Origin of the sequence: Kitasatospora sp. NPDC059747 (assembly GCF_042732955.1) — a bacterium.
Lineage (GTDB): Bacteria > Actinomycetota > Actinomycetes > Streptomycetales > Streptomycetaceae > Kitasatospora.
Genome location: NZ_JBHWGV010000082.1, coordinates 1 through 11047, shown reverse-complemented (window position 1 = coordinate 11047; position 11047 = coordinate 1). Strand labels below are relative to the sequence as shown.

The window sequence follows — 11047 nt, the reverse complement described above, 5'->3', positions numbered from 1 at the left end:
GTCTGGGGGGGGGGGGGGGGGGGTGTGTGGGTGGGTTTTTGTGTTGGTGTCTCGGTGTGGGGGGGGGGGGGGGGGGGCCCCCCCCGGGGGGGGGGCCCCCCCGCCGCAATAAAGCTCGGGTCCTCAGGCCAACAGGTGGTCGTACTGGCCGGCGACGAACGCGACCTTGAGCTTCCGCACCTCACCGGGGGTCAGCTCGACCACGGCGTTCGCGTTGTTGATGTTGGCCAGCGCGATCAGGCCGTTCGGCATCGCGGCGAGCGCCGCGCACTCCACCGTGTCGTCGAGCTGGGAGTCCTGGGCCACCGACCAGTTCAGGCCGGGGTGCGAGGCGGGGTTGAAGTCGATGGGTTCGTTCACTGTGATCTCCACTTCGATTCGGTTGATGCCACCTCCCCGCACGGGGAGGAGTTCAGGACGCTGCGGGAAACTGCTGCTCGGACAATCGGCTGGACGGCACACGAAGATCGGCGTGCACCGTCTTGCCGAACTCGTCCGGCGTGACGCCCCATTGCCCGCGCGTGAGTCTGTGGACCAGAGCGAGGCCTCGGTGGCATTCCTCGTCGTCACCCGCCTCGATGAGGACCGGCATGGTGCGGGATCCGTCCTGCACCGAGATCCGCACGATCTGGGCCGTAACCCGACGGATCCTCACCGTCATGAAGGTGAGGCAGCCGGTCTTGACGGCGCTCCCGACCAGCTCGGACACGATCAGCGCGGCCTCGTCGACCAACTCGTACAGCCACCAGTCCGCGAGCTTGCATTCCACGAGCCGACGCGCCGCGCTCGCCGACTCCGGCCGGTAGCGAAGAGCGGCGGTGGCCGGGGCCAGTACGCGAGACGGCGCATCAACGGCGATGGACACAAGTCGCTCCCTCGGGTGCTCTGTCTGCCCGGAACCGGGCTGACCTCAGTTCACCGTCTGTGGAAACCGCATGGGCGCCGAGTGACCGGACGTTTCACCGGACGTTTTGGAACGTGCGGCACACACCGAGGGTCATCAGTGGCAGAGTGTGACCAGTGATCGACTCTCTGCGAGGCGGAGGCCATGGCTACGCGGCGATCGTTGGCAGACCTCCGAAGGGCTGCCGGCTATACCCAGGAATCCTTCGTGGCCGCGTTCTCGAAGATGGCGAAGCGGATGGCCATCGACGCCGCAGTGAGCGTCCGCCAGCTCCGCCGATGGGAGTCACCAGATCCCCCGCTGCCTCACCCAGGTCAACAGGTAGTGATCGAGGCCATGTTGGGCGTTCCGCTCAGCGAGCTCGGATTCGCTGTCCCACTTGAGAGAGCACGCGGTGGCCTGATGAGCGGGCACCATGAGGACGTGCACCGCCGGCAGTTCGTCGTAGAGGTAGGCGCGATCCTGGGCGCCACCGTCCTCCCGGCTGCCCGGGGACGCCGGATCGGAGCTTCGGACGTTCAGCTTCTTCAGTCGCAAGTGTCCGGTCTCTACGCCATCGACCATTCCCAGGGCGGCCAAGTCGCGCAGAAGGCGGCTCTGCAGGTACTACGGCAAGTCGAGAAGGCAATGACGGACGGGTCGTATCTTGAACGGATCGGGAGGGAACTTCACGTTCTATCCGGCACGCTGCACTCCCATCTCGGGTGGATCGAGTTCGATGCAGGCCGCCCTGCGCAAGCACGGGCGGCCTGCACCGAGGCTCTGACCTCGGCCCGGTTGGTCGGCGATCCGCTGTTGGAAGTCCGGGCGCTGGACAAGTTGTCCATGCTTGCCGTAGAGCAGCGGCGCCCCTGGGAGGCGGTGGCCGCAGCTAACGCCGCCGGAAAGCTGGCGCAGACGCACGGAAGTCCCAAAGTGAGATCGGTCGTCGCCCTGCGACTCGCGCGGGCGCTGTCAGCCTCAGGAGATCACGCGTCCGCCCGTCGCGCGCTTTCGCTCGCGTTGACCTGGCACGACCGGTCCGACAAGGACACCGAGGCTCCCCGATGGACGGCGTTCGCCGGCCAAGTCGAGGTCGACTACGCCACTGCCGCGTGGCACGTGGAGAACGGTCGCCCCTTCCACGCGATCCCGTTTCTGAGATCCGCCGTGAGCCAGCTCGGGCCAACGTACAGCCGGAATGCGGCGCTGTACCGGGCACGCCTGGCCGAAGTGCTCATGAAGGCCGGCGCTGTGGAAGAGGCCTGCGCGGAGGCGTGCGCGAGCGCCGACGCGGCTCAGGGCATGACCTCTGCCCGGCTGGTTGAGAGGCTACGAACCGTGGCGGCCTTTGCCGAGCTGATCGATTCGGCAGTGACCCGGGATTTCGTAGAACACATGCGGGAGTTCGGGGTGACAGCGAATAAGGGGGAGGCAGCGTGACGGTGATGGTCAGGGTTCTGGACGGAGCACAGACGGCCTTCCTGGAAGAGCAGTTGAAAGCCGTGTTCGCCGAGGCCTTCGCGGAACCGCCGTACGGGGCGAGCCCGCCCGACGTGGAGCGCGCGTTCCGGCGATTCCGGTCGCAGGTGCGCAGGCGGGGTTTTCGGGCAGCGGTGGCGTTCGATGGCGAGACGGTGGTGGGCATGGCGTACGGCTACCCGCTGGCCGCCGGCACGGGCTGGTGGGACACGCTCATCGAGCCAGTAGCCGAGGATCTCCGCCTCGAGAACGGGAAGCGGACGTTCGGACTGTTCGAGCTGGCCGTACGCCCCGCCTGGCGCAGGCGGGGCGTGGCCGCCGAGATGCACCGTGCCCTGCTGAACGGACTGAAGAACCAGCGCGTGATGCTGAACAGCCGCCCGGAGGCGACAGCAGCACAGGCCGCGTACCGCGCGTGGGGCTACCGACCAGTGGGCACGGCGGTGCCGTGGGAGGGCGCGGCGGAGCACGACGTGTTGCTCCTGGAGCTGTGACGCAACAGGTTTCAGTCAGCGGCTACCGGCACAGTTCCCGGGGCGTTCACCCGCAGGGCACCGGGAACTCACCGGGGGGCGGCAGGCTCCCGGGCGACGGGGTGAAGTTGGCTATACAACTCCACCCCGACCGGGATGCCGTCGAGGAGGAGACCCGCCATGCCCGAGCTGCCAACGTACTGGCTGCGCGACAACTGCCCGTGTGCCGAGTGCCGCGACCCCCGCAACGGGCAGAAGCTGTTCCAGATCGCCGACCTGCCCGAGGACCTCGCGATCGCGGCGCAGTGCGAGATGAACGGGAACCTCGAAGTCCTCTGGTCGGACGGCCACCGCTCCCGCTACCCGCTCGCCTGGTTGGCCGAGGCCGGGGACGGGGACGGGCGCACCGAGGCCGACAAGCGGCTCTGGGTCGCGGCGGACTTCCGGCGCGGGCTGCCGGAGGCCGGGTGGGAGGCGTACCTGGCCGATCCCGCCGAGCAGGCCGCGGTGCTGGCGGCCGTCCGGCGCAGCGGGTTCGCGGTGCTGCGCGGCGTGCCGACCACGGAGGGAAAGGTGTGTGAGGTCGCCGAGAGCTTCGGGTTCGTCCGGGTCACCAACTACGGCGAGCTGTTCGACGTCCGCGTCGAGCCGGACCCAAACAACCTCGCCTTCACCAGCGCCGCCATCACGCCGCACACCGACAACCCGTACCGGGACCCGGTGCCCACCCTCCAGCTCCTGCACTGCCTGGAGAACTCCGCCACCGGCGGCGACTCCGGGCTCGTCGACGGCTTCAAGGCCGCCGCCGTCCTCCGGGACGAAGCCCCGGCGGACTTCGCCGTCCTCACCCGCACCCCCGTCCCGTTCGTCTTCCGCGACCGCGGCACCGAGCTGCGCGCCGACCGTCCGCTGATCGACGTCGACCCGCTCGGCCGGATCCGCGAGGTCCGGTTCAACAACCGGTCGATCGGCACCCTTCGCAGTGGTGACAGGAACGCCTTCTACGCCGCCTACCGCCGCTTCGCCGCCATCACGCTCCGCCCGGAGCTCCAGCTGACCTTCCGCCTCGGCCCCGGCGATTGCCTGATCTTCGACAACACCCGCCTCCTGCACGCCCGGACGGCCTTCCAGCAGGACGGCCACCGCCACCTCCAGGGCTGCTACGCCGACCTCGACTCGCTCGCCTCCACCCTCGCCGTGCTGCACCGCCGCACCGCCGCCCTGGACGCGGTCGCCGAGCTGTTCGCGGGCGAGGGCGCCGGGGAGTACCTGGGCGAGGCGGTCACGATGGCCGAGCACATGCTCCAGGCCGCCGCTGCCGCCGAGGCGGTCCAAGCACCGGCGCACCTCATCGCCGCGGCCCTGTTGCACGACGTCGGTCACTTCCAGGGCACGCTGCACGGCCGGGACCTGATGCAGGGGCAGGACAACCGGCACAACGACAGCGGCGCCGACTGGCTGGCGCAGTGGTTCGGCCCGGAGGTCACCGGGCCCGTCCGGCTGCACGTCGCGGCGAAGCGCTACCTGTGCGCGGTCGAGCCGGACTACCGCGCGCGGCTGTCCGAGGCGTCCGAGTACACGCTCAAGGTCCAGGGCGGCCCGATGGACGACGCCCAGGCCGCCGCGTTCGCCGCGCTCCCGGGCGCCGCCGACGCGGTGGCCGTCCGCCGCTGGGACGACGAGGCGAAGGCCGCCGGTGCGCCCACGCCGGACTTCGAGCACTACCGCCCGTTGCTCGCCTCGCTCATGAAGTAGCGGGGAGCGAGGGAGGGGAGAACCGAAAGGTCCTCCCCTCCCGGCTCAGTCCAGTTCGCGCGCGTGCCGCGAAAGCGCGGACGTCGCCAGGGAGTTGTGCACGCTGAACGCCACCGTCCCGGGCAGGTAGCGGTCCTGGGACCACTCCACCGGCGTGCCGGTCGGGTCGGTCGTGCGCCGCCGCTCGCGCAGCAGCGGGCCGCCGCGGCGGCAGCCGAGCAGGCGGGCGTCCTCCGCGTTGGCCGCGACGATGTCGATGGTGTGGTCGGCGTCGCAGAACAGGATGCCGTGCTCGCGCAGCACCTCGGTGTGCGAGACGACGTCCGGCGGCAGCTCGGCCACGATCTCGCCGACGCGCGGCGGGTAGACGGTGCGCTCGACCATCACCGGCGTGCCGGACAGCGTCCGCAGCCGGACCGTCACGTACACGTCGGCGCCCGGCTCCAGCCGCAGTTGCTCGCGCTCGGCGGCGTCGGCCGGGCGGCGCACCAGCGAGTCGAGGATGCCGCCGGGCTCCTCCCCCATCGAGTACGCCCAGTGCGTGAAGCTGAGGAGCTCGGAGAAGCTCTGCACCCGCGCGCCGCCGAGCACCACGCGCCGGGTGCCGCGCCGGGAGGTGACCAGTCCGTCCGAGCGGAGCACGGCCAGCGCCTGGCGGACCGTCCCGCGGGAGACCCCGTACTGCTCGGCCAGCGCGCCCTCGGCCGGCAGCCGGCCCGCCTCGCCGAACGCGCCGGAGGTGATCGCCTCGCGCAGGTCGGCGGCCACCTTGCGGTAGAGGGCTCCCGTGCGCTCCGCCGGCCGCCCCGGCTCCAGCCCGGGATCCGTTGCCACGTCAGTCAATGTCCCTCCTGGGGCGGTGTCCTGCGCAGCCGTACCGGCGCGGACAGCCCGACCTTATCCCGCTGCGCCTTCGAAGCATCGCACCGGACGGATCACTCCCGACCGGCCGGATTCCACCGTTCCCGCAGCCGACCCCGGTTCTGGGCCGTCCGTTCACCTTCCCGTCACCGGACTCCGGGTTACTTACCCCCGTCAGCGAAGTTGGCTAGTCAACTCGGACGGACTCGCCCGGCTATCGGACGAACCCGAGCACCGGCCGCCACTCGCACGATCCCCCGATCAGACACCTCTGCTTCGCACTCACCCCTCGCAGTACACCCCCGATCAGGAGACTGACCAGTGTCCGTGCACCGCGCCCGCTCCGCCGCCTTCGCGGCCGTCCTGACCGCCGCCGCGCTCTCCCTCACCGCCTGCGGCTCCGCCGGCTCGTCCTCCGCGAAGTCCAACAGCGCCTCGGGCGGCAAGGACGCGAAGACCGCCACCTCCGTCGCCGACTTCGGCGGCATGGACGCGCTGGTCGCCGCCGCCAAGAAGGAGGGCAAGCTCCACGTCATCACGCTGCCGCGCGACTGGGCGAACTACGGCAAGCTGATGGACGACTTCAAGGCGAAGTACGGCATCGAGATCGAGGACGAGAACCCGGACGGCTCCAGCCAGGACGAGATCAACGCGATCACCTCCCGCAAGGGCCAGGACCGCGCCCCCGACGTCGTCGACCTGGGATCGGCCTTCGCGATCAGCGCCGGCAAGCAGGGCCTGCTGGCCCCCTACAAGGTCGCCGACTTCGACAAGATCCCGGCCACCATGAAGGACGCCAACGGCCTGAGCTACAACGACTACGGCGGCTACATGTCGATCGGCTGCGACGCCAAGAAGGTGGCCGTCTGCCCGAAGACCTTCGCCGACCTGCTCAAGCCCGACTACAAGGGCATGGTCGCCCTGAACGGCAACCCGACCAAGGCCGGTGCCGCCTTCGGCGCCGTCTACGCCGCGGCCCTCGCCAACGCCGGCTCGCTGGACAACATCCAGCCCGGCATCGACTTCTTCGGCAAGGTCAAGCAGGCCGGCAACTTCAACCCGGTCGAGGTCACCCCGGCGACCATCGAGAAGGGCGAGACCCCGATCAGCATCGACTGGTCGTACCTGAACGCCGGCTACTCGGTGAAGTTCAAGGACAAGGGCATCGACTGGCAGGTCGCCATCCCGTCGGACGGCTCCTACGCGCAGTACTACAACCAGGCCGTCAACAAGGACGCGCCGCACCCGGCCGCCGCCCGCCTGTGGGAGGAGTACCTCTACAGCGCCGCCGGCCAGAACGGCTTCATGGGCGGCTTCGCCACCCCGGCCCTCTTCGACGCCATGAAGGCCGCCGGCACCCTGGACGCCGACGCCGCCTCGAAGCTGCCGCCGGTCGAGAAGCCCTTCACCACCTTCCCCACCCCGGACCAGACCGACGCGGCCAAGAAGGTCGTGACCGAGAACTGGGCCAAGGCGATCGCGGGCTGACCTGAGATGACCACGGCTCCCACCCCGGTGCCGGCCTCCGCCTCCGCCGCGCGTAGCGGCGGGGGCGGCGCCCCCGGCTCCGTCACCCCCGAATCCCCGGCCACCACCGCGGCCGCCAAGGCCCCCCGCCCCGGCAAGCGCGGCGGACCCCGCGGCCGGGCCTGGCTGGCCGCCCTCCCCCTGCTGCTGTTCTTCGCGATCGGCTTCGGGCTGCCCGCCATCGCGATCGCCATCGGCGCGTTCACGACCTCCTCCGACGCCCCCGACGGCGGCGGCACGTTCACCACCGACAACCTCACCGGCTCGCTCCAGGGCGCCTACTTCACCGCCCTGTGGGGCAGCGTGAAGCTCTCCCTGCTGACCGCGCTGATCGCCACCGTCGTCGGCCTGCCGCTGGCCCAGGCGGTCGCCACCTCCCGGCTGCGGATGTTCCGTGAGGCCGTCATGTCCGCCTCCGGCGTGCTCGCCAACTTCGGCGGTGTCCCGCTCGCGTTCATGTTCGTCGCCACCCTCGGCAACTCCGGCGAGGTCACCAAGCAGTTCGGCCTCACCAAGCACGGCTGGAACCTCTACACCTTCTCCGGCCTCTCGGTGGTCTACCTGTACTTCCTGGTACCGCTGATGGTCATCACCATCACCCCGGCCCTGGAGGGCCTGCGCACCCAGTGGCGCGAGGCGGCGGCCAACAACGGCGCCACCGGCGTGCAGTACTGGCGCCACGTGGCCCTGCCGGTGCTCGCGCCCTCGCTGCTCGGCGGCTTCGTGCTGCTCTTCGGCGCCTCCTTCGCCGCGTACGCCACCGCCGAGGCCATGGTGGGCAGTTCGGTGCCGCTGATCTCGATGCAGATCGGCGACGCGCTGTCCGGCAACGTCCTGGTCGGCCAGGGCAACCTCGCCCTCGCCCTCGGCCTCGACATGATCGTGGTCGCCTGCCTGGTGATGGCCGTGTACCTGCCCCTTCAGCGCCGGAGTGCCAAGTGGCTCGCCTGATCAACCGCATCCGTTTCGGCCGCGGCCTCGTCCTGCTGATCTGCGGGATCTACTTCGCCGTCCCGATGGCCGCGTCGCTGTGGTTCAGCATCGACGACAACAAGGGCGGCACCACCTTCCGCGCCTACACGGAGCTGGTGAACGCCCCCGGCTTCACCGACAGCCTCGTGCTGAGCCTCGAACTCGCCGGCGTCTCCGTGGCGGTGCTGCTGCTCCTGCTGGTGCCCGCGATGCTCGCCGCCCGGCTCGGCGCGCCGAAGCTGCGCCCGGTGATCGAGATCATGTGCTCGATGCCGCTGGTCGTCCCCGTGGTCGCGCTGACCACCGGCATCATCGGCGTGCTGCGCTGGGGCCCGGACTACCTGCAGGACACGCCGTTCTTCCAGACCATCGTGGCCATCCAGGACCCGAACTTCCCCGTCGTCCTGATCATCGCGTACGTGCTGATGGCGCTCCCGTTCGCCTACCGGGCGCTGGACGCCGGGATGCGCGGCGTCGACGTCGTCACCCTCGTCGAGGCCGCCCGCAACTGCGGCGCCGGCTGGCTGCGCGCGGTGTTCACCGTCGTCCTGCCGAACCTGCGCAGCGGGCTGCTGAACGCGGCCGTGCTCACCGTCGCCCTGGTGCTCGGCGAGTTCACCACCGCCTCGATCCTCGGCTTCGCCCCCTTCTCGGTGTGGATCAACTCCAACGGCAAGAGCGACGGCCAGATGTCCGTCGCCGTGTCGATGCTCAGCCTGCTGATCGTCTGGCTCGTCCTGCTGCTGATGTCCGCCGTCGGCCGCGGCCGCAAGGCCGCGCGGTCCTGATCCGCCCCTTCCGCTTCCCAGGAGTACCTCCCCCATGACCACGGCTACCGCCACCGCCACCGGCACGGCCCCGGCCACCGGCGGCGCGACCGTCGAATTCCGCTCCCTGCGGCGCTCGTTCGGCGCCACCACCGCCCTCGACGGCCTGGACCTGACCGTCAACCCGGGCGAACTGCTCGCCCTGCTCGGCCCGTCCGGCTGCGGCAAGACCACCGCGCTGCGCATCCTGGCCGGCTTCGAGCAGCACGACTCCGGCGAGGTCCTCGTCGACGGCCGGGACATCACCGCGATCCCGGCGCACAAGCGCGACGCGGGCATGGTGTTCCAGTCCTACAGCCTCTTCCCGCACCTGACCGCGCTCGACAACGTCGCCTTCGGTCTGCGGATGCGCGGCGCCGGCAAGGCCGAGCGCCGGCGGCGCGCCCAGGAGCTGCTGGAGCTCGTCGGCCTGCCGCAGCGTGCCGGGCACTACCCGCACCAGATGTCCGGCGGCCAGCAGCAGCGCATCGCGCTCGCCCGCGCGCTCGCCCTGCAGCCGCGCGTCCTGCTGCTCGACGAGCCGCTGTCCGCGCTGGACGCCAAGGTCCGCCTCCAGCTGCGCGAGGAGATCCGCCGCCTCCAGCAGGAGCTCGGGATCACCACCCTGTTCGTCACCCACGACCAGGAGGAGGCGCTGTCGATGGCCGACCGCGTCGCCGTCCTGCGCGCGGGCCGCCTGGAGCAGTGCGCCAGCCCGAACGAGCTGTACTCGCGCCCGGCCACCGCGTTCGTCGCCGAGTTCGTCGGCACCATGAGCCGGATCCCGTGCACCCGCACCGACGGGGGCGTCGAGGTGCTCGGCCGCCGGCACGCCGTGGACGGCGCCCTGCCGGTCGACGGCGAGCTCCAGGTGCTGGTCCGCCCGGAGAACGTCACGCTGACCCCGTCCGCGAACGGCCCGGCCCTCGTCGTCACCGCGTCCTTCCTGGGCGCCGTCACCCGGCTCACCGTCCGCCTGGACGACGGCACCGAGGTCAAGGCCGACCTGCCGACCGAGGCCGCCGCCGCCCTCCCGGCCGGTTCGCGCGCCGCGCTCACCCTCCCCGAGCGACCCGTACTGGTGGACCGCCGCTCGGCCTGAGAGCCTGTGACGTCCCCTTTTCGCTCCTGACGATCCACCGAAGGTACCGCCATGCCTGAATCCGCACTGCCCGAATCCGCGCTGCCCGGGTCCGCACTGCCCGAATCCGCACTGCCCGAGTCCGCACTGCCCGAGTCCGCACTGCCCGCCGCCGTCCTGTTCGACATGGACGGCACCCTGGTCGACACCGAGCACCTCTGGTGGGAGGCCGCCGCCGAGCTCGCCGAGGAGCTGCACCGCCCGCTCACCGACCAGGACGCCCCGGAGGTGCTCGGCCGCGCCGTCGAGCACACCGCCGCCCACCTGCACCGGGTCAGCGGCACCGAGCTGAGCGAGGCCGAGGTCGCCGAGCGGCTCGGCGAGTCCTTCGCCGGTAAGGTCGCCGCCGAGACGGTCCCGCGCCCCGGCGCGCTCGCCCTGCTCGCCTCGCTGCGCGAGGCCCGGGTGCCCACCGCGCTGGTCTCCGCCTCGCCGCGCCGGGTGGTCGACCTCGTCCTGTCCACCATCGGCCGGGACTGGTTCACCGTCACCCTCGCCGCCGAGGACACCGAGCGGACCAAGCCCGCGCCCGACCCGTACCTGGCCGCCGCCGAGCGCCTCGGCCTGGACCCGGCCGCCTGCGTCGCCGTCGAGGACACCCCGACCGGCGTCACCTCCGCCAGCGCGGCCGGCTGCGCCGTGCTCGCCGTCCCGTCCACGGCCACGCCGATGCCGGACGGCGCCCGGATCACGCTGCTCGACAGCCTGGCGAACGCGGATCTAGCCCTGCTCGGGAAGCTCGGCGCCCACCAGGCCGTTTGAGTCCGGCATGCCCTACCTCCTCCTCGCCCTCGCGATCCTCAGCGAAGTCTGCGCGACCAGCTGCCTCAAGCTCACCGAGGGCTTCTCGAAGTTCTGGCCCAGCGTCGGCGTGGGCGTCGGCTACGTGCTCTCCTTCGCGCTGCTCGGCCGCGCGCTCAAGCACATCCCGGTCTCGGTCGCGTACGCGGTCTGGTCGGGCGCCGGGACGGCGGCGGTCGCCGGGATCGGCGTCGTCGCCTTCGGCGAGTCGCTCGGCAGGCTCCAGATCGCGGGGATCGCCCTGATCATCGTCGGGGTGGTCGTGCTCAACCTCAAGGGCGGCCACTGAGCCCTCCCGGTCCGGCGGCGTCCTCCCGGTCCGGCGGCGCGGCACGGAGAACCGTGC

At 71.2% G+C, this 11047-nt stretch carries 12 protein-coding genes; 9 read left to right on the top strand and 3 right to left on the bottom strand.

Annotated features, from left to right (window positions below; genetic code table 11):
* Positions 1-123 precede the first annotated feature (123 nt).
* On the bottom strand, positions 124-360 hold the full coding sequence (locus ACFV4G_RS29780; protein ID WP_380445212.1) for a hypothetical protein: 237 nt from the start codon (positions 358-360) through the stop codon (positions 124-126).
* A gap of 52 nt (positions 361-412) precedes the next feature.
* On the bottom strand, positions 413-865 hold the full coding sequence (locus tag ACFV4G_RS29775; RefSeq protein ID WP_380445211.1) for an ATP-binding protein: 453 nt from the start codon (positions 863-865) through the stop codon (positions 413-415).
* Positions 866-1111: 246 nt separating this feature from the next.
* On the opposite strand from ACFV4G_RS29775, the gene ACFV4G_RS29770 reads away from it, so the two are divergent.
* The 3 genes from ACFV4G_RS29770 to ACFV4G_RS29760 all read left to right on the top strand — a co-directional run bounded on the left by ACFV4G_RS29770 (position 1112) and on the right by ACFV4G_RS29760 (position 4593).
* Positions 1112-2326: a hypothetical protein gene (locus tag ACFV4G_RS29770; RefSeq protein ID WP_380445210.1), complete on the top strand. Its 1215-nt coding sequence runs from the start codon at positions 1112-1114 to the stop codon at positions 2324-2326.
* Between the two features lie 5 nt (positions 2327-2331).
* A complete protein-coding gene (locus ACFV4G_RS29765; protein WP_380445242.1) occupies positions 2332-2859 on the top strand; it encodes a GNAT family N-acetyltransferase in 528 nt (175 codons plus the stop codon).
* Positions 2860-3018: 159 nt separating this feature from the next.
* The gene (locus tag ACFV4G_RS29760) at positions 3019-4593 is read left to right on the top strand and encodes a TauD/TfdA family dioxygenase (RefSeq protein ID WP_380445209.1); all 1575 of its coding nucleotides are present in this window, start codon (positions 3019-3021) and stop codon (positions 4591-4593) included.
* A gap of 45 nt (positions 4594-4638) precedes the next feature.
* On the opposite strand, the gene ACFV4G_RS29755 is transcribed toward ACFV4G_RS29760, so the two are convergent.
* Positions 4639-5427: a GntR family transcriptional regulator gene (locus tag ACFV4G_RS29755; RefSeq protein WP_359960935.1), complete on the bottom strand. Its 789-nt coding sequence runs from the start codon at positions 5425-5427 to the stop codon at positions 4639-4641.
* A 348-nt stretch (positions 5428-5775) separates the two neighbouring features.
* On the opposite strand from ACFV4G_RS29755, the gene ACFV4G_RS29750 reads away from it, so the two are divergent.
* Genes ACFV4G_RS29750 through ACFV4G_RS29725 form a run of 6 tightly spaced genes read left to right on the top strand, consistent with a single transcriptional unit; the run spans position 5776 to position 10990 of the window.
* Positions 5776-6942 (top strand): ABC transporter substrate-binding protein, encoded by a 1167-nt coding sequence (locus ACFV4G_RS29750; RefSeq protein WP_380445208.1) that lies wholly within the window; start codon positions 5776-5778, stop codon positions 6940-6942.
* Positions 6943-6948: 6 nt separating this feature from the next.
* On the top strand, positions 6949-7932 hold the full coding sequence (locus ACFV4G_RS29745) for an ABC transporter permease (RefSeq protein WP_380445207.1): 984 nt from the start codon (positions 6949-6951) through the stop codon (positions 7930-7932).
* On the top strand, positions 7932-8741 hold the full coding sequence (locus ACFV4G_RS29740) for an ABC transporter permease (RefSeq protein ID WP_380445241.1): 810 nt from the start codon (positions 7932-7934) through the stop codon (positions 8739-8741). The genes ACFV4G_RS29745 and ACFV4G_RS29740 overlap by 1 nt, the downstream gene beginning before the upstream one ends.
* Positions 8742-8775: 34 nt before the next feature.
* Positions 8776-9861, top strand: coding sequence for an ABC transporter ATP-binding protein (locus tag ACFV4G_RS29735; RefSeq protein ID WP_380445206.1), 1086 nt, complete (start codon positions 8776-8778; stop codon positions 9859-9861).
* A 51-nt stretch (positions 9862-9912) separates the two neighbouring features.
* Complete coding sequence (locus ACFV4G_RS29730; protein ID WP_380445205.1) at positions 9913-10662, top strand: HAD family hydrolase; 750 nt, start codon at positions 9913-9915, stop codon at positions 10660-10662.
* A 7-nt stretch (positions 10663-10669) separates the two neighbouring features.
* On the top strand, positions 10670-10990 hold the full coding sequence (locus ACFV4G_RS29725) for a DMT family transporter (protein ID WP_380445204.1): 321 nt from the start codon (positions 10670-10672) through the stop codon (positions 10988-10990).
* The last annotated feature ends 57 nt before the right edge of the window (positions 10991-11047 follow it).

What these genes read in the sequence shown, in the direction of transcription:
- ACFV4G_RS29765 (WP_380445242.1), top strand. Translation starts at nt 2,332, where the DNA reads ATGGTCAGGGTTCTGGACGGAGCACAGACGGCCTTCCTGGAAGAGCAG.
- ACFV4G_RS29760 (WP_380445209.1), top strand. Translation starts at nt 3,019, where the DNA reads ATGCCCGAGCTGCCAACGTACTGGCTGCGCGACAACTGCCCGTGTGCC.
- ACFV4G_RS29745 (WP_380445207.1), top strand. Translation starts at nt 6,949, where the DNA reads ATGACCACGGCTCCCACCCCGGTGCCGGCCTCCGCCTCCGCCGCGCGT.
- ACFV4G_RS29735 (WP_380445206.1), top strand. Translation starts at nt 8,776, where the DNA reads ATGACCACGGCTACCGCCACCGCCACCGGCACGGCCCCGGCCACCGGC.
- ACFV4G_RS29730 (WP_380445205.1), top strand. Translation starts at nt 9,913, where the DNA reads ATGCCTGAATCCGCACTGCCCGAATCCGCGCTGCCCGGGTCCGCACTG.
- ACFV4G_RS29725 (WP_380445204.1), top strand. Translation starts at nt 10,670, where the DNA reads ATGCCCTACCTCCTCCTCGCCCTCGCGATCCTCAGCGAAGTCTGCGCG.